This is a genomic window from Caproiciproducens sp., assembly GCF_053840905.1.
Genome location: NZ_JBNLXQ010000014.1, coordinates 1 through 22,958, shown reverse-complemented (window position 1 = coordinate 22,958; position 22,958 = coordinate 1). Strand labels below are relative to the sequence as shown.

24 protein-coding genes are annotated in these 22,958 nt (G+C 51.1%); 4 read left to right on the top strand and 20 right to left on the bottom strand.

All coding sequences use genetic code 11. The features are described 5' to 3' along the window. Positions 1–53: 53 nt before the first annotated feature. The 9 genes from ACQGQ5_RS13235 to ACQGQ5_RS13195 all read right to left on the bottom strand — a co-directional run bounded on the left by ACQGQ5_RS13235 (position 54) and on the right by ACQGQ5_RS13195 (position 8,926). The gene (locus ACQGQ5_RS13235) at positions 54–1,073 is read right to left on the bottom strand and encodes an ABC transporter substrate-binding protein (RefSeq protein WP_455736963.1); all 1,020 of its coding nucleotides are present in this window, start codon (positions 1,071–1,073) and stop codon (positions 54–56) included. Positions 1,074–1,384: 311 nt separating this feature from the next. Continuing rightward, entirely contained in the window at positions 1,385–2,077 is a 693-nt protein-coding gene (locus tag ACQGQ5_RS13230) for a DUF3298 and DUF4163 domain-containing protein (RefSeq protein ID WP_455736962.1), read from the bottom strand. A gap of 56 nt (positions 2,078–2,133) precedes the next feature. Next, positions 2,134–3,129 (bottom strand): spore photoproduct lyase family protein, encoded by a 996-nt coding sequence (locus ACQGQ5_RS13225; RefSeq protein ID WP_455736961.1) that lies wholly within the window; start codon positions 3,127–3,129, stop codon positions 2,134–2,136. Between the two features lie 98 nt (positions 3,130–3,227). Further along, a complete protein-coding gene (locus ACQGQ5_RS13220) occupies positions 3,228–3,830 on the bottom strand; it encodes a methyltransferase family protein (protein WP_455736960.1) in 603 nt (200 codons plus the stop codon). Between the two features lie 104 nt (positions 3,831–3,934). Continuing rightward, on the bottom strand, positions 3,935–4,639 hold the full coding sequence (locus tag ACQGQ5_RS13215; RefSeq protein ID WP_455736959.1) for a LiaF transmembrane domain-containing protein: 705 nt from the start codon (positions 4,637–4,639) through the stop codon (positions 3,935–3,937). Beyond that, positions 4,629–5,093 carry a LytTR family DNA-binding domain-containing protein gene (locus tag ACQGQ5_RS13210; protein WP_455736958.1) on the bottom strand — a complete coding sequence of 155 codons (465 nt, stop codon included), beginning with the start codon at positions 5,091–5,093 and terminating at the stop codon, positions 4,629–4,631. The genes ACQGQ5_RS13215 and ACQGQ5_RS13210 overlap by 11 nt, the downstream gene beginning before the upstream one ends. Before the next feature lie 202 nt (positions 5,094–5,295). After that, on the bottom strand, positions 5,296–6,432 hold the full coding sequence (locus ACQGQ5_RS13205) for a toxic anion resistance protein (RefSeq protein ID WP_455736957.1): 1,137 nt from the start codon (positions 6,430–6,432) through the stop codon (positions 5,296–5,298). 37 nt (positions 6,433–6,469) lie between these two features. Then, on the bottom strand, positions 6,470–7,675 hold the full coding sequence (locus tag ACQGQ5_RS13200; protein WP_455736956.1) for a 5-bromo-4-chloroindolyl phosphate hydrolysis family protein: 1,206 nt from the start codon (positions 7,673–7,675) through the stop codon (positions 6,470–6,472). Positions 7,676–8,293: 618 nt separating this feature from the next. Beyond that, positions 8,294–8,926 (bottom strand): hypothetical protein, encoded by a 633-nt coding sequence (locus ACQGQ5_RS13195; RefSeq protein ID WP_455736955.1) that lies wholly within the window; start codon positions 8,924–8,926, stop codon positions 8,294–8,296. Between the two features lie 283 nt (positions 8,927–9,209). Between ACQGQ5_RS13195 and ACQGQ5_RS13190 the strand changes: the two genes are divergently transcribed. After that, positions 9,210–9,824: a hypothetical protein gene (locus ACQGQ5_RS13190; protein WP_455736954.1), complete on the top strand. Its 615-nt coding sequence runs from the start codon at positions 9,210–9,212 to the stop codon at positions 9,822–9,824. 170 nt (positions 9,825–9,994) lie between these two features. On the opposite strand, the gene ACQGQ5_RS13185 is transcribed toward ACQGQ5_RS13190, so the two are convergent. Both ACQGQ5_RS13185 and ACQGQ5_RS13180 read right to left on the bottom strand, forming a co-directional pair. Beyond that, positions 9,995–10,183, bottom strand: coding sequence for an SHOCT domain-containing protein (locus tag ACQGQ5_RS13185; protein WP_455736953.1), 189 nt, complete (start codon positions 10,181–10,183; stop codon positions 9,995–9,997). A gap of 236 nt (positions 10,184–10,419) precedes the next feature. Further along, positions 10,420–10,728 (bottom strand): hypothetical protein, encoded by a 309-nt coding sequence (locus ACQGQ5_RS13180; protein WP_455736952.1) that lies wholly within the window; start codon positions 10,726–10,728, stop codon positions 10,420–10,422. Positions 10,729–10,895: 167 nt separating this feature from the next. Between ACQGQ5_RS13180 and ACQGQ5_RS13175 the strand changes: the two genes are divergently transcribed. From ACQGQ5_RS13175 to ACQGQ5_RS13165, 3 genes are all read left to right on the top strand, one after another. Next, positions 10,896–11,090, top strand: a complete 195-nt coding sequence (locus ACQGQ5_RS13175) for a hypothetical protein (protein WP_455736951.1) — start codon at positions 10,896–10,898, stop codon at positions 11,088–11,090. Between the two features lie 367 nt (positions 11,091–11,457). Continuing rightward, positions 11,458–12,144: a SatD family protein gene (locus tag ACQGQ5_RS13170; protein ID WP_455736950.1), complete on the top strand. Its 687-nt coding sequence runs from the start codon at positions 11,458–11,460 to the stop codon at positions 12,142–12,144. Continuing rightward, positions 12,137–12,886, top strand: a complete 750-nt coding sequence (locus ACQGQ5_RS13165; protein WP_455736949.1) for a DUF3307 domain-containing protein — start codon at positions 12,137–12,139, stop codon at positions 12,884–12,886. Before ACQGQ5_RS13170 ends, ACQGQ5_RS13165 begins: the two co-directional genes overlap by 8 nt. 44 nt (positions 12,887–12,930) lie before the next feature. On the opposite strand, the gene ACQGQ5_RS13160 is transcribed toward ACQGQ5_RS13165, so the two are convergent. The 9 genes from ACQGQ5_RS13160 to ACQGQ5_RS13120 all read right to left on the bottom strand — a co-directional run bounded on the left by ACQGQ5_RS13160 (position 12,931) and on the right by ACQGQ5_RS13120 (position 22,811). Then, positions 12,931–14,232: a S41 family peptidase gene (locus ACQGQ5_RS13160; RefSeq protein WP_455736948.1), complete on the bottom strand. Its 1,302-nt coding sequence runs from the start codon at positions 14,230–14,232 to the stop codon at positions 12,931–12,933. Between the two features lie 260 nt (positions 14,233–14,492). After that, the gene (locus ACQGQ5_RS13155) at positions 14,493–15,194 is read right to left on the bottom strand and encodes a GntR family transcriptional regulator (RefSeq protein WP_455737020.1); all 702 of its coding nucleotides are present in this window, start codon (positions 15,192–15,194) and stop codon (positions 14,493–14,495) included. A gap of 362 nt (positions 15,195–15,556) precedes the next feature. Further along, positions 15,557–16,615, bottom strand: coding sequence for a zinc-dependent alcohol dehydrogenase (locus ACQGQ5_RS13150; protein WP_455736947.1), 1,059 nt, complete (start codon positions 16,613–16,615; stop codon positions 15,557–15,559). A gap of 14 nt (positions 16,616–16,629) precedes the next feature. Then, the gene (locus ACQGQ5_RS13145; protein WP_455736946.1) at positions 16,630–17,526 is read right to left on the bottom strand and encodes an NAD(P)-dependent oxidoreductase; all 897 of its coding nucleotides are present in this window, start codon (positions 17,524–17,526) and stop codon (positions 16,630–16,632) included. Positions 17,527–17,603: 77 nt separating this feature from the next. After that, positions 17,604–18,560 carry an ABC transporter permease gene (locus ACQGQ5_RS13140; protein ID WP_455736945.1) on the bottom strand — a complete coding sequence of 319 codons (957 nt, stop codon included), beginning with the start codon at positions 18,558–18,560 and terminating at the stop codon, positions 17,604–17,606. Then, complete coding sequence (locus ACQGQ5_RS13135; RefSeq protein WP_455736944.1) at positions 18,557–19,546, bottom strand: ABC transporter permease; 990 nt, start codon at positions 19,544–19,546, stop codon at positions 18,557–18,559. Before ACQGQ5_RS13135 ends, ACQGQ5_RS13140 begins: the two co-directional genes overlap by 4 nt. Next, positions 19,543–21,060, bottom strand: a complete 1,518-nt coding sequence (locus ACQGQ5_RS13130) for a sugar ABC transporter ATP-binding protein (RefSeq protein ID WP_455736943.1) — start codon at positions 21,058–21,060, stop codon at positions 19,543–19,545. Before ACQGQ5_RS13130 ends, ACQGQ5_RS13135 begins: the two co-directional genes overlap by 4 nt. Positions 21,061–21,251: 191 nt before the next feature. Then, positions 21,252–22,283: a sugar ABC transporter substrate-binding protein gene (locus ACQGQ5_RS13125; protein WP_455736942.1), complete on the bottom strand. Its 1,032-nt coding sequence runs from the start codon at positions 22,281–22,283 to the stop codon at positions 21,252–21,254. Between the two features lie 30 nt (positions 22,284–22,313). Next, entirely contained in the window at positions 22,314–22,811 is a 498-nt protein-coding gene (locus ACQGQ5_RS13120; RefSeq protein ID WP_455736941.1) for a cupin domain-containing protein, read from the bottom strand. Positions 22,812–22,958: the final 147 nt, after the last annotated feature.

Here is a 22,958-nt window from a genome sequence, read left to right as displayed (position 1 = left end):
CGAACAAAGACGGAGCGGATTTTTAAGAGAGTCGGAGAATTGTATGAAAAAGGTTAATAAACGCGGGTGGGAAGGTCTTTGGCGGCGGTATCGGCGCGGAAAACGCTTTCATCGGATTTGATCCACTTTTCAACCGTCTCGCCGTTCTTCAGCTTCTGGCAGGTCTCAAAGAACTGGGGTCCGAGCAGCGGATTGCACTCTACGGTGACATTCGCTTCCCCGTCGACCATGGCCTGGAAAATCCCCTTGACGCCGTCGCAGGAAACGGTCTTGATATCCTTGCCGGGCTTCATTCCCGCTTCTTTCATGGCCTCGATCGCGCCGAGCATCATGTCGTCGTTATGCGCGTAAACCGCGTTGATCTGGTTGCCGTAGGTTTTCAGGAAGGATTCCATGACTTCCTTGCCCTTGGCTCTTGTGAAATCGCCCGTCTGAGAAGCCAGAACCTTCATGTCCGGATATTTCGCGGCCAGCTGATCGTCAAAGCCCTTCTTTCTGTCATTCGCCGCGGAAGCGCCCACGGTTCCTTCCAGTTCAACAACGTTTCCCTTGTTGTTCAGCAGCTTTGCCAGCTCGTCGGCGGCGTTCTGCCCTTCCGTGATGAAATCGGAACCGATAAACGTGGTGTACAGGTCATCGGAAACCTTCGCCCTGCGGTCGAGCAGAACGATCGGGATCCCGGCGTCCTTCGCCTCCGTAAACACGGCGTCCCAGCCCGTTTCCACAACCGGGGCGAGGCCGATGACGTCAACGCCCATTTCAATAAAGGATTTTATCGCCTTAATCTGATTTTCCTGTTTCTGCTGTGCGTCCGCAAACTTGAAATCGATGGTGTCCACATGCTGTCCGGCATAGAACTGAATGGACGCCGTTTCCGCGTCGCGCCAGCCGGACTCCTGCCCGATCTGCGCGAAGCCGACCGTCAGCTTTTTGTTGCCCTCCGCCTTGGAAACGACTTCCGCGCCCGACTGTGTGCCCGCCGACGCGGTGTTCGCCGCAGGCGTACCGGCGCATCCGCCCAACGCAAGGCCCGCGATGCATACGGTTAAAATTGCAGCAAGTATTCTTTTCAAATTTTTCTCCTCCGCTTCCGGGGGATCGCCCCCCTTATTTCGTTTCCATTGTAGCGCATCCTCCCTTTTAAGTCTTTACGATAACAAAACCTGTTTGTATCATTTTTTAGCATCCTCCGGAAAGCATTTTCCCGCCGGACGCCGAGGCCTGCCCGATTTTGGGATCGTTTGTATCATTTTGTCGAATAGTCACCCCACAGTCGGAGGGCCTTTGTATAAGAATGGGAGGGGGTGGGGGCGGGGAGAAAACATTGAAAAAAGAAAAAAGCCGCGGACTGCAGCTTTTTCGTGTGTTTTTATTGAATTTTCCTTCAGCGGAGCGCACAGGACGGCTTCCAGCCCAAAACGTCATATGGAACGGTAAAAACGACGATTCCGGTGGAATACGGCGCGATTTCATACTGCTGATAATAGACCGCGGCGCCCTGCGGGGTCAGGTAATACTGCTCCTCATTGAAGTACTGGGCGATCAGCTTGCGGTAATCATCAAAATAGATCCCCGGATTTTCCGCCATATTCCGGTCGGCCTGCTTCAAAATATTCTGCAGAAGCCGGTACCGGTAATTGCTGTGCGGCCCGAAGAACCGCGCGAGCGGATAACGCCTGCCGTTTTGCAGGCTCCACGTGTCGGAACGACGGACGGTGTTGCCGTGCGCCCCGCCCGTATATTCGTACTGGTCGCGGTAAAGGCTCAGAAAACAGTTTTCGTTGTAGGCCGTTTCATATTTCAAAACGGCGTCATACGGCCGGAACGGAAATCCGTTTGTCTGGGAATCGCGGTATTCCTGAACGGCCTGCCGGTACAGGGTTCCCGCAACATAGCGGTGGAAATTTTCCGTCTGCATCCGGATCATGCCGTTGATCCGGCTTTCGGCCGCCCGGTTTCCCCCGAGCCTTACTTCCGGGAATTCGGCGGTCATGGTGATCATCACGGTATTCTCATACCGGAATTCCCGCCCGACCTTCTGGGCGGTCAGTTCCGCGCTGAAATTCGGTTCGTACATTTTCATCCCTCCGCCCCATCATATGCCGGAAAAAGCGGTAAGGACTCAGAATTTAATTACACGACATAGAGAATGGAACAGCCGCCGAGCTTTTCCGCGATCTCCCGCCGGAGCAACTCTTCCCCCTGCGCGCGCAGCTCGTTGCGGTAGCAGTACTTTCCGCGCCCTCTCACCGTCATCAGGGAAGCGTCGTAAAGCTCCGCCGCGTTGGGAAACGCTTCGTTGTTGATCGCCCGGTGAACATAGCTGTAAGTCATAAAGATGATCTCAATGGTCAGCTCTTTCTTTGCCCTCGGAGACAGTTCGTCGGCAAGCTGCTGGATCAGCTGCGCGTAGAGCTTCTGCCAGCCGCCCAGAAGAACCACCGGGGCAATCAAAAGCCCCACCCGGTAGCCCGCTTCGTACATCTTATTCAAAGCCTGTATCCTGTTTTTTAACGGAGAGGTCCCGAATTCCACCCTGCTGATGATTTCCTGAGGATTGACGCTCATACGGAAAATGGTCCTGCCCCCATGCTCCAGATTCAGCAGGGGGTCCACCATGTCGAACTTGGTCGGGAACGTCAGAAAGCCCTTTTCGCTCTTTGCAAAGCGCTCGATCGTCCAGACGAGGTTTCCCGTAATGGTGTTTTCCAGTACAATGTCGCTGTTGCTGCCGATTTCAAAGGTCAGATCGCGGTCCGCGGCGGCGGCCGTTTTCATCAGCTTGCCGAGCATCTGCTCCCGGTTGACGAACAGCCTCAAATACGAGCATTTGTTGTAGTTGCAGACCAGATAGCAGTAAAGGCACGCCGCGCTGCAGCCGGAGGAGGTATAGGGCACCAGAAAATCAGAAATCTTATGGTTTTCCACATATTTGTGCGTTTTGCGGACGCCGACGATCAGGTACCGCTTCATACGGCCGAATTCCCGGTTGGAATTGCCGCGAAGCTCCTCGATATTGTTATGGCTGCGGATCGGTATCCACGGCGCTTCATTGAATTTCCGCCGCAGCTGTTCCCCCAGTTCATAGGAAAGAGCGTCCGGCTCATAATAGACGCGTTCCGGGTACATTTTATCACCTTCCGGTCTATTATTGACAGCCGGACGGCGTCTATGCTTTGCCGCTCAGGCAGCCGAAAAAAGCACAGCAAAATTTTCTTTTTTCAATGTCACCAGACGTGGGGAACCAGTCTCCAGGTACGCTGCTCATAGTCCCTGTAAACCGCGCCGAAGTTTTTTTCCAGCGCTTTTTCCTCCGTGCGGATACGGTAGCCGTACACGGCGGCGGCAATCAGCAGGGTGGCCGGAACGCCGGGGACGGACCGGAAGGCCAGCGAGATTCCCAACAGCGTCAGGATGCTTCCGGTATACGCCGGATGGCGGATGAGCCGGTACGGTCCATCCTGTACGATTTTCTGTTCCGAACCGACCCGCACCGCCATGGAAAAGAATTTTCTCAGTGTCCAGACGGAATACAGCCGAAGAATCATGCCGGAAACGGCAGCCGCGAATCCCAGCCAGAAAACGGGCACAGGCAGCACGACCGGAAAAAGTCGGATATAGAGCGGGTTCAGAAGAACGGACAGCCAAAATCCGACGATAATCAGCAGCATGGACCCTCTGTCCTCACCGTTCCTTTTTTCACCCTTTTGATTGTTCCGGGCGGTCAGCAGCAGGATCGCCGTTTCCATCAGCAATACCGCGATCAGTAAAATCTGAAAAACATTTTTCAGAACCGGCCCGGGAAAATAAGTATCTCCGTAAAAATACATAGCAACATCTTCTTTCAAAACACGAGAAAACCTGCGGCCTTCCGCCGAACCCCGCGGACTCTCGGCAGGGTTCCGGCAGAAAGCCGCGGCTTTGGTAAGCCGGCTCAGATATAATGGACCTCGATGCCGCCGAGCTGTACGTTGCCCGTCAGGGTAAGCTGCGGGGCGTTTTCCGCGGGCTGTGCCAGACGGATGTCGTTGTCCACGCCGCCAAGGCTGGTGCTCAGATGGTCAATGACCTGCCAGGAGCGGGGAACATAGAGCTTGATGGCGCCGAAGCTGCAGTCAAGGAAAATCTCCGCGCCGTCCGGACTGAGCCGGGCCTGATCGAAGAACAGCTCCAGCGCGCCGAACGAGACGTAGAACTGTCCGCTTTTCAGGCTGTCGCCGTGCAGATACTTGCTGGACGCGCCGAAGCTCACTTTTGCGCAGGGGTTGTCGTCGTCGATGTTTTCCGCCGCCGGCTGAAGGGATTCCGGTCCGTCGTGCCAGCACATGTGGCTTTTCGGGTGCCTGTGAAAGAGAAAGCTGAAGCCCGTGCTGGCAAAAACGGCGGCCAGGATCAAAATCCAAAGGGAAATCCGGACGAGGTGAAGCGGCTGCTGGTAGATCACATAAAGAAATGCCAGAGGAACGAAAACGCCGAAATAATTGCGGTGAACCGCGCTGCTGATCAGCAGCGCCGCGAGCAAAACCGTCGCCAGAACGCTGACAAACCCGATCTGTACAAAAGACCCTGTCTGGCTGGCAATGACAAATACCGCCGAGAGCAGGAAGAAAATTCCCCAAAACCAATTTCTACTTTTCATAAGTGCTCCTTTCGTTTAAACGCTGCCGCAGCTCGCTGTAATAGTACCGCGACACGTATACCTGTTTGTGGCTGTTGATAAACTGGACCAAACTGGAAGCGGTAAGGTTCCGCGTGACGGAGTACACCTGCAGGATATTGACGATGGTGGATTTCGCCGCCCGCACAAAGTTTTTCGGAAGAATTTCCTCCAGCTCGTACAGACGGTATCTGATTCGGTAAGCGTCGTTTGCGGTGTGGGCGTAAATATGCTCCCCCTCCGTTTCAAAGAACAGGACCTCGTCCAGCGGAAAATAGAATTCCTGATTCTGTTTAAAAAAGGTGATCTTGGTGTTCCGGGAGGACTGTTCCAGAACATAGCGGTGTATTTTCTGAACGGTGTCGTCCACGCGGCCGCAGCGGATCAGCACCTCATCCTCATCCAGATCGTTGACTACCTCAATGCGTATCTTCACCTGACCACCCCCTCTGCAGACAGTATAGCGGGTTTGCGGCAGGATGAAAAGGGGGAAACGCCGTCCGGTCGCATTTGTGCCCGCAACAGGTAAAAAAATCCGGGTAAAAGGAAACGGCGGCCCCCCGCGAACGCAAAAAGGGAACCCGGCGAACCGGGTTCCCTTGAGAATAAAGGAGGAAAGGCTTGATCGGCTTCAAAGCTCAGCGCAGCTGCAGGAGCTTGTTTTTCAGGTCGGTTTCCAGCTTTCTGAGCTCCTGCTCCGCCTGCGTGCGTTTTTCGCGGCCGTCCCGCTGAATCTGCATAACCTCGTCCAATGTGGAAATCAGCGTCTCGTTGGTATGCTTCAGCGTTTCGATGTCCACAATGCCGCGCTCGGACTCCTTCTGCGTTTCGACCGTCGCCATTTTGAGCGCGTCGGCGTTCCTGCGCAGCAGGGTGTTCGTCATATCCGTGACCTCGCGTTGGGCCTTGGCCGCCTGTGTGGAGTGCTCCACGCCCAGCGCCAGCACCATCTGGCTTTTCCACAGAGGAATGGTGTTGACAATGGTCGACTGGATTTTTTCACTCATAATCAGATCGTTGTTCTGGATCAGGCGCAGCTGGGGCGCCGTCTGAACGGAGACCGTGCGGGTCAGGTCCAGATCGTGCAGCTTCTTTTCAAAACGGCTGCACATGTTGGACAGGTCGTTCGCCGCCTGTGCGTCCTCCGGCAGACCGGAAGCCTGCGCTTTCTGCTGCAGGGCGGGAAGGTCGTTTGAGCGCGCCTGCTCCAGCTTCTGCTTTCCGGCGAGCAGATACATGGAAAGCTCTTTGAAATAGGTCTTATTGACCTCGTACATTTTATCCAGAATGGAAATATCCTTTAAAAGCTGTACCTGATGCGCTTCCAGCGCGTCGCAGATCTGGTCTACGTTGGTTTCCGCCTTGGCGTAACGGGCTTTCAGGGCGATGATTTTATTGCCGCCGCGCTTGAAACGCGCGAAAAAGCCTTTATCGTCCTCGTCGACCTCAAAGCTTTTCAGCTCGGCCACTACGCCGGAGAGCATCTTTCCGACTTCGCCCAGATCCTTGGTGCGCACGTTTTCCAGCGCGCTTTCGGAAAAGTCGGCCATCTTTTTCTGGGCCCCCACGCCGTACTGAAGAATCTGGCTGCTGTTCGTCAGGTCGATCTTCGCGGCGAAATCCGCCACCATCTTCTGTTCGGCAGGGGTAAGCTGCGGTTCCGGCGCGGCGCCCTGCGCGGGGACCGCCTGCTCAAGAACCGTCTGTGCGGAAACGGGCTGCCCGGAAGCCGGGTCAAGGGTAAGCTCCGGAACCGGGATCTCATTCTGATTCATGGTAAATCCTCCATACCAATTGATAATTCGGTTTCTTTTAAGAAAGCTTGCTTTCGTCCGGCTCTTCTGCAAAGTCGCTGCCGGTCAGGCCCTCCTGCTTGAGCATGGTCTCCAAAGTGGAAATATCCGCGGAAACGTCGAGCGCGTCGTCGGCAAACAGGGTGTCCAACAAGTTTTCAAAGGCTTGGTTGACCGTATCCAGCGCCCGCTCGATCTCTTCCTTGGCCTTGGTAATATTTTCCCCCTGTACCGGCTGTGTTTCAAACTCCTCGTAAGACTTCACCAGCTTCAGGGTCGTAGGCATATAGTAGCGAATCAGCCGGCGGATGTCCGGCAGCTTTTCGGGATGCTTCCGCACACACTCAAAAATGCGGGCCGTCACGTTTTCAAGCCGGTCCAGCTTTCCGGAGATCACCTCGCCCGGCAGGGCGTCGTTTACGGCGCGGATCTGCCGCAGATACCCGTTGCCCTCTTCCCGGGCGGCCGCGAGCTCCGCTTCCTTCGGGTCCGCCTGTTTCGCTTCTTGTGTCCGGGCGGCTTCCGTGCGGGCGGCATAGGCCTTCTCCGCTTCCAGATACTCGCCGTACGTCCTGTCGTCCACCATAAAGCAGGTTTCATCGCGGTCCAGATGCCCCTGCGGGCATGCGCCGCTGGCGATCATCTTTTTAAGGTCTTTCTTCGCGCGTTCCTGTGTCACTCCGGCCGTGTCGGCCAGCTTGGCCACCGTGCAGAAAACCGCGCCGCCCATCGCCTCGCGGTACCGCGCAAAGCGGCGCGCACGGCGGCGCAGGGCGATTCCGCAGCCCATCATGCCGAAAACGGCCAGCGTAATGGGTATTAAAACGGAAAAGGCCACGGCAAAATCAGATAAAGTCATATATCCGGTAACGCCTACCATGAGGACCGAAATGTCCGCGATCAGCATCGGAATTCCCACACAAGCGCCGACGATTGCATAAACAAGGCCGGAAATCCCCCCCGGCATCCTGTCCCGGAACGCGGTGCGGGCGGACGGTTCCCGGTAGTCAGCCCGCGTATCCTGCGATGCCTGCCCGTAGGTATAAACCGGGCGCTGACCCGCGTCGTTCCGGCTGCGCAGGTCTTCCTCATCCTCGCCGGTAAACTTCCGGATGCTTTTGTCCACCGCCCGGCCGATTTCTTCAAAATTACCGGAGCGCACGGCACGCCGTACGGCTCGTCCGACTTCTCTCCCGATATGATATTGATCGTATTTGTTCCGCATGGCTTCCTCCAGAGAACCCGCTGTGCAGCCCCGTGCACAGTATGGAAAGTATTTTTTTCATTATAAATCATTTCATAGGAAATAACAACTTCTCCTGAATATTTCACGCGCTTCTGCGATCATGCCGGGCGGACCGAAAATGGGGATTGTCTTCCGCATCATGCACGATGCGCCCACGGTCCAAATATTATAGGGGTGAGGAAACAGACGTTTTTGCCAATATATATATGATTTGTTTTCCTAATCCATTGATTAACGGTGATATAAAGTGAGTGACATCGCATTACAAATAGAACGTTCGGCAGCAGGGTCAGTGACTCCGGGGTCAAACGTTATTTTCGAGAACACAGTCTATTCGGCGGGAAATATCAGCTACAACAATCTGACAGGCTTCCTTACCTTTTTTGAAGTCGGAAGATACGTGATCGATTGGTGGGTTGCAACCCAGTCGGCCTTCTCTACAAACGGTACGGTATTTGCCCTGTCCTCATCACAGGGGGAATTTCTGGAAGGCAACTCCCCAATAAAAACCGGGGAAGTCGTAGGAATCGGGATTATTGATGTGACGGTACCGGGCACTGCAGTTTCGCTCGTCAATGCCAGTACAGGAACCGTATTCTACTCGCCAAACGTGCCGCTGACCGCAACGCTTGTCGTGGTGGAGGACGATATTTCCGGTTCCGGGCCGACCGGACCTACGGGTGATACGGGACCGACCGGACCTACGGGTGATACCGGGCTGACCGGACCTACGGGTGATACGGGACCGACCGGACCCACGGGAGATACCGGGTCAACCGGATCAACGGGGGATACGGGACCGACCGGACCTACGGGAGATACCGGGTCAACCGGACCCACGGGAGATACCGGGTCAACCGGATCAACGGGCGATACCGGGTCAACCGGACCCACGGGAGATACCGGGTCAACCGGATCAACGGGCGATACCGGACCGACCGGACCTACGGGTGATACGGGACCGACCGGACCCACGGGTGATACCGGGTCAACCGGACCCACGGGTGATACGGGACCGACCGGACCCACGGGAGATACCGGATCAACCGGACCAACGGGTGATACGGGACCGACCGGACCCACGGGAGATACCGGGTCAACCGGACCTACGGGTGATACGGGACCGACCGGACCCACGGGAGATACCGGGTCAACCGGACCTACGGGTGACACGGGACCGACCGGACCCGCGGGCGGAGAAACGGGTGATACCGGTCCAACCGGATCCACAGGGGATACCGGCCCAACCGGACCCACAGGGGACACTGGCCCAACCGGTGCGTCAGGCCCTCCGGGCGGCGCCACAGGGGATACGGGGCCAACGGGGCCGACCGGTGACACGGGGCCGACCGGTGACACGGGGCCGACCGGGGATACCGGGCTGACCGGACCTACGGGTGATACCGGGCCGACCGGCACTGTCCAGCCAAATCCGTTCGAAGTATACGTTCAGGCAGGCGCTGTCGGTGGAGACGGGACACAAGCCGCTCCATTTGGCACAATACAACAGGGTTTGACGGCGGTATCGCCCACAGGCACCCTGCATATCCTAAGCGGAACTTATCCCATCACTTCAACGATAACCATTAACAAAGCGAATGTGACCGTAAAAGGCTATCCAAACACATCCGTCATTTTGCAGGCGCAGGTAATTGCTTTTCTGGTTACGGGAACGGGAGTAACGATCGACGGATTGACCATTACCAGCAACAATCCTTACGCCGTAGAGTTTATACAATTTGCCGGTACAAATCATGCGCTGTTGAACAGCGTGATCTTTGGTCCCCCACAGGCGGGGCCGTCAACCGATTGGGTTGTAAACCGCGGATTTGTAACGCAGGGCAATGTGACGAATTTAAAAGTACAGGACAATATTTTTTATTCTTTGAGGCAGCCGGCTTATTTAAATCCCAATTCAACGGGAAACATCATCAACAATATTGTTTATAATACCCGCGGATGGGTCGTGGACAGAGCGGTCTTTTTCTTTTCAGGGAACTCCTGGGGAATTCCGATCAACGCGGTTGATATTGCGTTGCTGGTCGGAACCGCCGCGGGCGCCCCCTATGACCCGCTGACGGCGCTCAGTTCCAACAACAGTGCCGCGGTAATCAGCGATCAGCGATAACCGGCGGACGTTCGCCGCTCAGCGAACACGGTTTCCTTAAAGGAAGGATTTTCAAGAAAAGAGCCGCATCGGATTTCCTTCCGATGCGGCTTTCATTTCTGCGGTGTCTCGTTGTTCCAGTGCCTGAATCCCTTCGACCGGCCACTGTAAGCCGACGAGGAATTGGCTCCCTATTTCAGCAGTTGATTCCTTAACATTCTGTATTCTTCATAACTTATTTCGCCATCAGCAAATCTTTCGTTTAGAAGTTCTATTGCATCAGGACGGATTTTTACAGATGCCATATTCAAGCCTTGGTTTCCTATACTGAAATATGTTATCGCCAGCAGGGCTAAAATCACGCCGATCACGATCATCATATAAAACGCCTCCTAAATCATTATTGTAAATATATCACGTAATTATGAAGGCATTATGTTCAATTGATTTGATAATATTTAAATAAGAGAAAGCAATGCTGTATGATACAGGATGGATGTACCCATATCCAGCTCCTGGTAGAAAACAAATAAAGAGCGGAAAGCCCCCCGGCCGCCAAAAAGCAGCCGCGAGGGCCGTTTTTACCGAAGCAGTTATGCTACAATACAAGGTTTCCTCATCCGCCGCTTTTGTCCCAATCGAAGCGCTGGCCGCATCCGATGCAGTATGGCTGTGTGGGGGCCGCAGGTGTTCCACAGATTAAGCAAGTATAAAACGGAATCCCCGGTCTGAACATAACATGATCGATCCGAACGGGAACATCGGATATATTTTCTATCGGCTTCTTCGGTATCTGCTTTTCAAGGGCTTCAATGGCTGAATCGGCCGTCACTATATTGATGCCGTTGATGTTCCCCCTTCTGTCAGCCAATGATTTTCTGTATTGGATATTCTTCAGCGCCGCCGTGAAATCTGACCTTTCCATAAAACCACTCCTTGCATTTTATAATATTCGTCCAAAATCTTTTTTGGCATACAATTGTTTTGGGCGGCATTTTTTGTATCTGCCTGTCCGGGATTCCTAAGAGCCATATTGACAAGCTGTCAACCATTCACATATTATATAGTAATCTTTCATGAAGGAGGTATTGCATGAGTCTGAATCGTTATATCAACAGCGATGCGGTTGAATCCGCATCGGATCGCTGCGATTGCAGCAACAGTTGTGACAGCGGAAGCGCAAGAGCATTGAAGTGCATCCTTTCCTTGCTGGATGATTTAAATAGCAGCGATCTGCGCATACTGGATGATGTCATTGAACGTCTGGTCTGCAGCCGCAAAAGATAAGTATAGCCGTTGTCTGCTCCTATCATATAAATTGCCTTTGGTTTCTCTGCCGCCCCTGACAAGGGCGGCTTTCTGTTGCGGCTTCAGCGCAAAAGGAACCGGGAAAGCCGGCATTCATGCGGCTTTCCCGGTCCGGGTAAAAGGATAAATATGTTGGCCTGGCGGATCACTTTGCATAAAGACGCGGCCCCGAACGTTGCGCTATACATGCGTATTTAAGCGCATATTGTATATTAACACCCTGTTTAACGCATAATATAATCAAACATTACCAAATGCGCATAATTATAAAATATATGCTGATAAGCGCATATTTTATTGACGTGTTTCCAAAAGAAAGTTATAATCAATCACAGAGGTGTTTTCGATGTTCTTTTTCTTTCATTACAATCCATTGGTCGCCATAATCGGAGATATCAAAAGCTCAAAGCAATTAGAAAACAGACGTGCTGTGCAGACCCGTCTGAAAGAAGTATTGGATGCAGTCAATCATGAGTACCGGGACGACATCGCTTCAAAATTCATGATAACCCTTGGTGACGAGTTCCAGGGACTTTTAAAAACAGGCTCCTCCGCGATATTCATTATTGACAAAATTGAAAGGGAAATGTATCCAATAAAATTGCGGTTTGGCCTTGGCGTTGGAGAAATAACCACGGACATCAATTCCAATATGCCGCTGGGAGCCGATGGCCCGGCTTATTATAATGCAAGAAAAATCATCGACGGGCTAAAGGCATCTGAAAAAAAGAAAATGGAATCAAAGGTGAATGTTAGAATCGAAGTACAAGGCAATCCTGATATGTCCGAATTAATCAATACCGTTTTTTCATTATTAACGACAATAAAAGAAACGTGGACCCCTCGTCAAGTCGAGATCATCAATTCTTATTTAAAAACCGGCGGTACGCAAAAGGATGCGGCAAGAGTCCTAAACATCAATCAATCCAATGTACAAAAAGCATTGTCCTCCGCAAATTATTACACTTATCGAAAAGCGATAGAAAACATTGCGAAAGTTCTATCGGACATAAAGGAGGATCACGGTGTATAAAAATTTATTGGTCCTCTTTGTACTCCTTCATGTGCTTGGAGATTTTTACCTCCAAACCGATACGATTTCTGAGAAGAAAATCTCCGGGTACAGGTATGTTCTGCTTCATAGTGTCCTTTATGCCGCCGTATTCTGTACGGGCACTATCTTAATATGGTCTTCGCAAATTGCTGCCGCGGTTTTCGTCTTATCCATTTTACACTTTTTGATTGATTCGGTTAAGTACCTCTGTGTTAAATACGATAAACATGTCTCAGAATCCATTGTTTATTGCACGGATCAATGTGTACATATTTTGTCCCTGATAATCACGGTCATCATTTTTAAATACCGCAATTACAATATCGCATTTTTACCTGAAGCGAAAAGTTTTCTAAACATATTTCCTGAGAACGGTGTGGCCGCCGCTTTAAGATGGGCCTGTATGATTTTGATTGTTTGCAAGCCTGCTAATATTACAATTAAAAAAATGCTGTCCAAATACAAACCAAACAGCAAAAATGGAAACAGCGATAAAACCATCAAAAATGTCGGGGCGTTTATCGGAACCCTTGAAAGGATCATCATCGTCCTGCTGTTGAGTGTGAATCAATATGCCGCGATAGGATTGGTATTAACCGCGAAATCAGTTGCCCGATATGATAAAATATCGAAAGAGCCGCCATTTGCCGAATATTATTTGCTTGGCACCTTGTTGAGTACGTTGCTTGTAATTCTTACCTATTTACTGTTATGTAAATGATGACGTGGTTAGAGCGGTAAGGCCTTTGGATGTTCTTAACTGATTTATTGTCGATCCAAAAAGTTGACGGCCGTCTGCAATGGATCGCCGCCGATCGATACGGGGACATCCGGACGGAGCATACGCTGGTCTGCGCTGGTGTCAGGGCGCAGCCATCTTTTAAAGGAAACCTGCCCTTTGATCCCGCTGTTTTTGAGTTGAAAGGACAGCACGTCCCCATAACAACTCGGGCTGTTGGCGCTCGGATAGCCAATTACCGTTCCCAGTTTACCGTCCTGTACCCAAACAGCAAGCATAGTGGCCGAACTATAAGTAAACTCATTCGTTAAAACTACCAATGAAATACGCGGATTTGTTTTGGCCGTACTGAGGTCGGGCTTGATATCGGCGTTCCAGTCGACCGTACCATCGGTCTGCGCCATGGCAAGCGGCGACTTGCGCACGTACACGCCATATTCCGGAGGCTGCATTCCTATCGCGGCAAGAAGTTTCTCGCATGCATCGGAATTACCACCCGGGTTATTTCGCACATCAATCATCACTCTTGTAACGCCGCCGTCGACAGCCTGCTTGAGGCTGTCGATTGTCTTGTCAAGAGCTGCTCCGGTTTGGCAGTCATGCAATCCTATATAAAAAACGTCACCAATCATGCGGCTATCGACGATATCATTCGTTTTCCACACACTGTAAGGGCTTCGCGATTGGAAGGTAACCTCTTGGCTGCTTGTTTGTGTGCCGTTTTGTTCGGTTATTAAAATCGTACGCTTGTCACAGTCGACCCCCGCCCGTTCCAATATCGGCCGATATGTCGACCATATCGTGTTATTCATCATCACCGCGGCGTCATTTTCGGCAGCCTCATAATGTGAAATTGTATTGAAGACCTGATTTACCGGTATCCCGCCGATGGCGGTTATTTTTTTCCCGGTGATATTTCCGCTGTCATCCACCTCAAACAAACCGCTTTCCGTCATGCGGTAGGAACCTCGTAAAGTCTCATTTGATTGAGTTTGGGAAATTGAGGTATGCCCATCCTGAAGCGACGCCAGATACGCACTGGCAAGCCAGGCAAAATCATCGGAAGACATTTTTTCAGATGCCGCGGCCAGAAAACTCTTTTTCGCCGCCGGATAGCCGGCCGGAATGTTATTTAAAGAAAATTCCGGATGGGTGCTTTCTATGATGGAATTCAATTGTCCTGCGTCCGCTTTAACTTGTGCCGCCGTCAGTGTACCGTCGGCGGAAGCTTCAGCTGTTTGGTTATCATGTAACTGCCATTGTACTATTACGCTAATGACAGCAATCAACAGAGCCGCAACGAGAAGAAGCCATCCCTTTTTCTTCATTGATAGTCCCCCAGCTCCCGTTTTAAATGATCATCGCTGTTATGATAATTTCCAGAATTTCATTATATACCATCTGTTTCAAAGATGCAATTTAGTGCTGTCAATCGTCTTGTATGTGAAAGTAATAAATTCCTTGTTTTCATTGCCATAGGTCCTTAAAAACAGCACAAATCCGAGCCCTTCTCCAATTGGAAAAGAGCTCGGATCTGTTGTGTTTGGTGCGGGTGTTCATAACGACAAATTCAGGAAACCGCATTCGTTCAAAGAAAATCGTCGACCATATGCTCCGAGGAAAGCGTGTCATGCATAATCGTCGGAGAAAACCGATGCAAATGCGCGATTTTACTGTTTCGGATATGGGTGCGCATGGCATTCTCCGCCCCAACGGAATCATGATTTTCAATCGCCGTCAAAATTTTTTTATGCAGTGCAGCGGCATCATTCAAGCCCTTTTCATCATTACCCAGCAAACGGGAGATCCGGCGTATCTGACTGCTCAGATTATTTTGAAAAATAGAGACCAGCAGCGAATTCTGAGCACAAGACACGATTTTCCCATGGAAGGCGTAATCCATTTCGTACATGGCGATTGTATCGCCCTCTTCTCTGAAGGCAGCAAGTTTGCCGAGGATATCCTGCATTTCCTGCACCTGTCTTTCGGTTACTGTTTTCGCGCACTGATGACAGGCCAGCCCTTCCAGATATTCACGGACATCGTAAACTTTCGCAACATCCTCATAATGGATCTCGCTGACGATGCTTCCCTGGGACGGAATGTTGTAAACAAGCCCTTCCGAAACCAGCTGCTGAATCGCTTCCCTGACCGGGGTGCGGCTGGTATTAAGCAGCGCACAGATCTGACGTTCCACAAGGGCAACTCCGGGTTTCAGCTCATACGTTACGATCATTTCCTTAAGCTTTTCATATGTATATTGCTTTTTTGATTTCTCATTTTTTCGCAAATTTAAATCGAGTGTTTCCAAAAAAATCGATCACCTTTCACGTAAATTTCATTACCGATTACCTATAATCTACTATACTTTTTAAGGTCTGTAAATAGGTATGATCATGTTTTTTCATACCGCACCCGTGCTGCCGATCCCTTGACATTCTTTCTGGCATGCCACACCTGAAATGAAGTGGTAACCTGTGAGCAGACAGAAAAAACACTGTTTACTGAAAGGTTATCACTTCACATAGCGGGCGGCTTTTTGTTTCAAGCGGCAAGGCGCTTCAAACCTGCTAAAGAAAGGAAAACAGGCCGACCATATTATTGGACGGCCTGTTTGAAAAATAATTTTTTACCGTAAAACCAGAAACGCAATTAAGGATGTACAATCACTTTCATGGCGCCGTCCTTGCGATGGGAAAAGACGTCAAGCGCCGTTTTTATGTCGGCGAGATCGTAGGTATGCGTGATCAGCTCATTGACGTTAATACGCTTCTGTTGAATGAGCTCCAACACCCGCTTGGAACAATTGGGGTTGGCCCGTGAGCCGAGGACGTGAAGCTGCCGGATGACGATGCTGTCCAATGGAACGACAAGATCGTCCTTGGGGTACAGCGCAAGAACTACGACATTTCCATCCCGACGTACGCTCTTGACGGACTGATACAGCGCATCCTGTGTGCCCGCGCATTCGATGACCTCATCCGCACCGAGTCCGTCGGTGATGCGCAAGATTTCCTCCACGGGATCCACCTTTTCATAATCGACCAGAATATCCGCACCGCATTTTCCCGCCATCCGCAGACGGTCACGGCGCCCGACCATAATGGTCCGGGTCCCTCTGGATTTCGCGATCTGCATAGCGAGATTTCCAATCGGACCGGGACCGTAGACTACGAAATATCCCGCGGGCGTCACACCAGCGTTGTCTACGGCGTGCAGGGCGACGCCGGCCGTATCGCACATGGTAGCTTCGTCAAAGGTAACTTCACCCGGCATTTTTGTAATTGATTTTACTTTGAAAACACCATATTCCGCATAGGCACCATTGTTGGCAAACCCATAATGGCGATGACCAAGCTCCGCTTTGCCGTAATTCAGGCAGAGCGTATACTGTCCCCTGCGGCAATTGTCACAGATACCGCAGCCACAGTGCGCCTCTCCAGCCACGCGGTCCCCCGGCTTAAACCCGGAGGTCTCCGGCCCCAGCTCTACGACTTCGCCGGACCACTCATGCCCAAATACAAACGGATAATGCGGCGGCCAGCCCTTGCTCTGATAGTGCCCCGCAAAAAGGCCGGGATCCGAGCCGCAGATCGAAACGGCTTTCACCCTGCAAAGGACTTCTCCTATCCCCGGTTTTGGAACATCGATCATCTGAATCCCGTATTCATCCGGACCCGTGGAAACAACCGCTCTCATTTTGTCACTCATAGTGTATTCCTTCTTTACTTAACAATATAATCCTTCTGGATTCCGTTCAGCTTTTCATTCACCAACACGATGCCGCTGTAGTCGACTTTGCCCAAACCGTTTGCCCGCATCGCGGTGTAAAACTGACGGGAAACCGCTGTCATGGGAAGAGCCAGTTCACTTTCCTTTGCGATATCCAGCGCAATATTCATATCTTTTTCCATAAAAATGGAAGTCGCCATCGCGCTGAAATCGCGGGTCTTGAGTGCGTCCACCTTGAACTTGATGATCGGAGAGGCGGCGGCACTGTCCGCGATCAGGTCGATCATCGTATTCCAGTCGACCCCGACCTTTTCTCCCACCACAAGGGACTCGGCAAGCATCTGCATGGTATTTCCGACCATCATATTGATAATAATCTTAATGTAGCGCGCTTCCTCATGCGCGCCAAGATATGTCTGACGATTGCCAAGAATCCGAAGCAGCGGAAGCGCGGTTTCATAGGCATCCTTCGGGCCGGAGGCCATAATGCCGAGCTTGCCCTCCGCCGCAAAGGCGATGCTTCCCGTCACTGTAGCGCGCAGGAATCTGATCTTTGCCTCCTCCAGCTTCTCATTTACCTCGGAGGAACTTTTGGGATCGATGGTGCTCATATCAATAACAATGGTATGGGAATCGATCGTCTCAATCGCACCATCGCTGCCCAAAATAACATCCTTCAGCACGGCGCCGTTCGGGATCATGCAAAACAGAAAATCCACCTTTTTGGCAAGCGCGCCGGCGCTCGGTTCCAAAATTGCCCCATCGGCCGTGAGAGGATCCGTATTGGCCTTTATTTTGTCGCAGATGTGAAGCTCATACCCCGCATCCATCAGGCGTCGAGCCATACGGCTGCCCATATTTCCCGTACCGATCCATCCAACCTTCTGCATAATGAATTACCTCCGTTAATTAATATTGTTTGGCATATTTTGTACTTTACTGAATAGGACACAGTCAGGAGAAATGTTTAAGCCATTTTCTGAGAAAGCTTCTGAAGGCTGCGCTCTAAAACAATGGAAAAGATAATGACACCGCCGACTATGAACTGCTGCCATACGCTGGGAACGCCGCTCTGAATCATTCCGTTGGAAAGGAAAAGCATAATCAGGGCACCGACCAGGGCATTGGAAACACTGCCGCTGCCCCCACCGATTGCGGTTCCGCCAATCAGAGTAGCGGCGATTGCATTCAGAGCAAAATTCTCACCGATCGCCGGTTCTGCAGTTCCTAGATTTGCAATATACATCACTGTAGTCAGTCCGACCAGCATGCCCGAAAGCATAAAGACCAGGATCGTAATTTTGGATGTCTTGATTCCCGATATCCTTGCGGCGCATTCATTGGTACCCGTTGCATAAAGCTGTCTTCCAAAAACGGTGCGGGACAGCAAAAACCAAACCAACACGGCGATGACGCCGGCCAGAATAAAGAATGTCCACGGATTGGAAATGAACAGGGGGCGGAACGACGGGCCAAAATCATAGATTTGAGAACCACCCAGAAGCACATACGCCACACCCTGCAGAATCCACTGCATGGAATACGTCGCCACGAAAGAAGAAACCTTCAGTTTCGCCACCAGCAGACCGTTGATCAGCCCGACCGCGCAGCCTAAAAGCAGCGCCGCCACAATGGCCAACCACGGATTATAAGTGGCGCGGAGAATCATGCCGCAGATACAGGATATCAGCGCAACCGAAGCGCCGATTGAAAGATCGAACCCGTTCAGAATAATGACCAGCGTCATGCTGATTGCCAGAAGAACGCTGAAAGGGGCCTGCTGAAGTATGATGTTTGCGAAATTTCCCCAGTTTCCCAACGACCAAAAGGTATTTGTAAAGCAGGAAAAAAAGAGGAATATCAGGATCAGGATAAGAGGGCGGGAATGCTTAATCAAAAATGCAGAAAAATATTTGTTTTTCATCTGTAAATCCTCCTCATGCCCTGCTTCTTCTTTTTGGCCTCACTGACAACATTGACAATGATAATGGAAAGGATAAACACGCCGATTAACACTTGCTGCACGTAATTGGACAGCCCGATCACCAGAAGACCGTTTTTGATCGCGGTGATGGCCAATACCCCAATCACCGTGCCGCCGAGCCCTCCTTTTCCTCCGTCGAAGGAGGTGCCTCCCACAATCACCGCCGCCATGGCGTCAAATTCATAGCCGCTGCCGATAATCGGACTGGCCGAATTGGTTCTAGCCGCCAGAAGGACTCCCGCAAAGCCCGCCATCGCGCCCGAAATGGTATAAACAGCAACCCGAACGCTCGAAACATCAATGCCGGACTGATCCGCACACTGCTCGGAGTCGCCCACTGCATAAACATGCATGCCGAATCTGGTTTTGTGAAGAATGAAAATCATAATGATGATGGTAGCGGCGGCAAAAAGAACAACCGATGGGATTCCAGCAATCTTGCTGTTGGAAAGATTTCGGAAGCTTTTGCTGAATCCCGAAATGACATCCCCTCCCGTGACTACCTGTGACAGGCCGAAGGTCATGCTCATCGTCGCAAAGGTAATCAGCCAGAAATTATATTTCAGTATTCCAATCATAACCCCATTGAAAATTCCCACCGCTGTTCCGACCGCCACCCCGATGAGAATACAGATTAAAATCTGAATGGCTGACGGATTTTCGATTCCCTGCATATACATGCAAGCCACCATACTGGATAATGTGGTAATTCCACCGACTGACATATCGATCTGTTCGGACAGGATCGACATTGTCATTCCGATCGAAACAATCATAAGCACCGACGAATTCGTCAGTATATTTTCCAGATTTCCCGGCGCGACGAAGCGGGGATTCAAAATCGTAAACAAAATTACGACGATCAGAACGCCCCAGATCATTCCGGGGATTCTTTTCACTGCTTTCATGAAAGAATTCGTTTTCACGTTGCTTCGCCTCCTACAATCGCCAGACTCAAAATATGCTCCTGTGTAAACTTTATTTCGTTTGTGCATACTTCGCCGCTGATTTCGCCATCCTTCATCACATAAATCCTGTCCGCAAGGCCGATCAACTCCGGCAGATCCGATGAAATCATCAGAACGGCGGCTCCCTGTCTTACAAGATCGTTGATCAAGGCGTAGATTTCGGATTTCGCGCCTACGTCGATTCCCCTGGTCGGTTCATCAAATATGAAAAGGCTGCTTTCAGAAACGAGCCATTTCGCCAGAACAACCTTTTGCTGGTTTCCTCCGGAAAGCGTTGAAACGCGCTTTTTTTCCGAGGTTGTTGCAATTCTCAGATTTTCAATACCCCTCTTCGCTTCCTCCCGGATAGCCCCCGCGTTGACCAGTCCCTTGCGGAAAAGCTGGGGCAATGCGGACTGCACGATATTATCCTCTATTGACATGCTGACGCACAGCCCCTCAGATTTCCGGTCCTCCGGCAGGAAGGACATTTTATGTTCCACTGCACGGCTGGTATGGTACCCCTTCCCCGCAATATCCTTGCCGTTTAAAAATATCTTCCCGCTGTCAATGGGATCATAGCCGAAAATTGCCTTTGCCAGCTCCGTGCGGCCCGCGCCTACTAATCCCGCCAGGCCGACAATTTCCCCGCTGTGGATATTCAGGTTGATATTTCGAAAGCGTAGGCCCGCCAGGTTTTCGACTCGCAGCACCTCTGCCCCCGGCACATTATAGGTGCGAGTGTAAACATTTTCGATTTTTCGTCCCACCATCATCGTAATCAGTTCCTGCATATCGAGCTCGTCGGCTTCCCGCGTCCCCACATAGCAGCCATCCCTCATTATCGTTACGCGGTCCCCGATCTCCATCAGCTCCTGCATGCGGTGAGAAATATAAATGATGGACACGCCCTCGTCGCGCAGCTTCCGTGTGATGCGGAACAGATTATCAATCTCCTTTTGGGTAAGGCTCGATGTCGGTTCATCCATAATCAGCAGATCATTTTTTGTGGATATGGCCTTTGCAACCTCCACCATCTGCTGCTGGGCAATGCTTAAATCGCGGATCATATCGGTCGGTTTAATCGCAATTTCAAGACTGTCAAGAAGCTTCTGACAATCGCTGTTCATCTTTTTTGTGTCGATCACGCGCAGCCCGCCCTTCACAGGCTCACGTCCCACATACACATTTTGCGCAACCGTGCGGTTCAGCATAACACTCAATTCCTGATGAATGATATTCACACCGTTCTGATGCGCTTCCTGCACGTTTTTCGGAGCATATTTCTTCCCTTTGAAAATCATTTCACCGCTGTCTATTTTATTGATGCCGGCCATCATTTTTACGAGGGTCGACTTGCCGGCCCCATTTTCACCAATGATAATATGGATTTCTCCTTTGCGGATATCAAAACTTACATCGTTTACCGCAATAACGCCCGGAAAGGCTTTGGTTATATTTTTCAATTCTAATAAAATCTCTTTACTGCCCATTTTTCACCAGCTCACATCCAATATTATTTGCCGCTCATCGGGCAAAAGGGGGGTTCAAACACATATAACCTCCAGAAGATAGATAACGCCCATAAACATACATCGCCGACCGCAGATCAATAAAAAGCGGGAAAACCCATATCCAGTGGGATCTCCCCGCTTTTTCAAACTTACCGTTCCATCATAGAAAATCAAATGCCATATTTCGTTTTATAGGATTGAATAGTATCTTTTTTAACCACGATTCCCTGCTGCAGGGTATCCTTCTCCAGCTTTTCGCCCTGAAAATATTTCATGGCTGCAACGACGCCTTCCTGGCCGATCTTTCCGGAAACATCGTCTACAGTGAGCTCGATAGTTCCATTCTGAATGGCCTGCGCCAACTCCTTCGACATATTCATCGTGGCTATTTTAATACCCTTCCGGCCGGACTGGCGCACCGCTTCCGCCGCGCCGAGAGCAGACTCCCCGTTGGCTGCAAAGATAACGTCCACATCCTGGTATTTCTGGAGCAGGTTCTGTGTAACCGTCAGGCCCTCCGTGCGCAGATAATTAGCCGGCTGACTGGCGAGGATCTTCATGTCAGTTTTGCCGAAGACTTCCGTGGCGCCCCGTTCAATATCCTGCGCGCTTGAAGAACCCGTCGTGCCCGTCAGCATAAGGATATTTCCTTTATTACCGCACTCTTCCGCGATTGCTTCCGCGGCCTGTTTTGCAAGGTCGTAAAACTCGACGCCTACGAAGGTGACATAATCCACACCCTCATCAGTCAATTTTGCGCTTACGGCAATAATGGGAATGCCAGCTTCATTAATTTTCTCAATTGCCGGCGTAATTCCCTTGGAATCAGCGGCGGCAATCAAATAAACATCCGGGGGATTGTTTAGGGACTGCTCCAGCAGCTGAATCTGTTCCTCGTTGTTATCTGGCTTCGTCGGGGAAAGGGTTTCAAGCGTCCATCCGTATTCTTCACACTGTGCCTTCGCGCCTTCCTGAAGATCGGTCCAGAAGGTACTGCTGAGCTTTTTCACGAGAAGGATCGCCCGCTTCTTGCCGACCTCGCTGGTGGACTTAGCGGTTCCACCATTATCCGCGGAACCTGAGGTGACAGCGGACTGTGTTCCACCGGTGGCGGAGGATCCCGCGCCGTCGGAACAGCCCGCGGCCCCCAGAAGCATGCACGCCGCTAAAAACAGAGCTGTTTTCTTTAACCATTTTTTCATTACAAATTCCTCCCTTTTATAAACGGTGCCTTATTTCTGTTCAGAAAATTGCTTTTCCTCTACATTGGCACTAACGTCATGATATCCTTTTGACTCAAGGGAATAGCCCGCCTCTTTCAGCGACGGCTTGGTATACAGCCACATCATTTCGAGTGGTTCGTCATACGGGTTATAGAACCAATGAACTGTTCCGCGCGGCACAAAGATCGTATCGCCGGCTTTTTGAACGGTTTCGTAGTCGCCGACGCCACCGATACCCTTCCCGGAAACAATGTACATGATCTCCTCACAGTCGTTGTGTGCATGCTTTTTATGTAGGGACGTTTTCCCGGCAAACTTACTGTAGCCAAAGGATACTTCTCTGGAGCCAACCGTATCCTTGTCGACCAAAATCAAACGGGAAGCGTCCTCCAGGTCCGGAATCGGGTAATTGACGCCGTTCTCCTCCAGGGTCAGCAGATAGGGAGACTCCTTTCGGTTGGCCTCCAGCTTTCCCTCTTCTTCCTTTGTAATCTCAAACTCACTCATTTGAATCCTCCATTCCATTCGGTTCTTATTTTTGGGGTATTGTTTATCAATAAGCTGCGATGGTGTAGATATGCTTGCCGCCCTTCAGAGGACCGTCTATGTAAGCCTGAAGCTCCTCGTCGGTAAAGCGCTGGGTGACCTTGTTGG

Bases quoted from the DNA above. Each gene is read 5' to 3' on its own strand.
- ACQGQ5_RS13170 (WP_455736950.1), top strand. From the start codon at position 11,458: ATGTTCTTTTTCTTTCATTACAATCCATTGGTCGCCATAATCGGAGAT.
- ACQGQ5_RS13150 (WP_455736947.1), bottom strand. From the start codon at position 16,615: ATGAGTGACAAAATGAGAGCGGTTGTTTCCACGGGTCCGGATGAATAC.
- ACQGQ5_RS13200 (WP_455736956.1), bottom strand. From the start codon at position 7,675: ATGCGGAACAAATACGATCAATATCATATCGGGAGAGAAGTCGGACGA.
- ACQGQ5_RS13160 (WP_455736948.1), bottom strand. From the start codon at position 14,232: ATGAAGAAAAAGGGATGGCTTCTTCTCGTTGCGGCTCTGTTGATTGCT.
- ACQGQ5_RS13225 (WP_455736961.1), bottom strand. From the start codon at position 3,129: ATGTACCCGGAACGCGTCTATTATGAGCCGGACGCTCTTTCCTATGAA.
- ACQGQ5_RS13130 (WP_455736943.1), bottom strand. From the start codon at position 21,060: ATGGGCAGTAAAGAGATTTTATTAGAATTGAAAAATATAACCAAAGCC.
- ACQGQ5_RS13125 (WP_455736942.1), bottom strand. From the start codon at position 22,283: ATGAAAAAATGGTTAAAGAAAACAGCTCTGTTTTTAGCGGCGTGCATG.
- ACQGQ5_RS13145 (WP_455736946.1), bottom strand. From the start codon at position 17,526: ATGCAGAAGGTTGGATGGATCGGTACGGGAAATATGGGCAGCCGTATG.
- ACQGQ5_RS13185 (WP_455736953.1), bottom strand. From the start codon at position 10,183: ATGATGATCGTGATCGGCGTGATTTTAGCCCTGCTGGCGATAACATAT.
- ACQGQ5_RS13205 (WP_455736957.1), bottom strand. From the start codon at position 6,432: ATGAATCAGAATGAGATCCCGGTTCCGGAGCTTACCCTTGACCCGGCT.
- ACQGQ5_RS13175 (WP_455736951.1), top strand. From the start codon at position 10,896: ATGAGTCTGAATCGTTATATCAACAGCGATGCGGTTGAATCCGCATCG.
- ACQGQ5_RS13230 (WP_455736962.1), bottom strand. From the start codon at position 2,077: ATGTACGAACCGAATTTCAGCGCGGAACTGACCGCCCAGAAGGTCGGG.
- ACQGQ5_RS13180 (WP_455736952.1), bottom strand. From the start codon at position 10,728: ATGGAAAGGTCAGATTTCACGGCGGCGCTGAAGAATATCCAATACAGA.
- ACQGQ5_RS13120 (WP_455736941.1), bottom strand. From the start codon at position 22,811: ATGAGTGAGTTTGAGATTACAAAGGAAGAAGAGGGAAAGCTGGAGGCC.
- ACQGQ5_RS13215 (WP_455736959.1), bottom strand. From the start codon at position 4,639: ATGAAAAGTAGAAATTGGTTTTGGGGAATTTTCTTCCTGCTCTCGGCG.
- ACQGQ5_RS13140 (WP_455736945.1), bottom strand. From the start codon at position 18,560: ATGAAAAACAAATATTTTTCTGCATTTTTGATTAAGCATTCCCGCCCT.
- ACQGQ5_RS13220 (WP_455736960.1), bottom strand. From the start codon at position 3,830: ATGTATTTTTACGGAGATACTTATTTTCCCGGGCCGGTTCTGAAAAAT.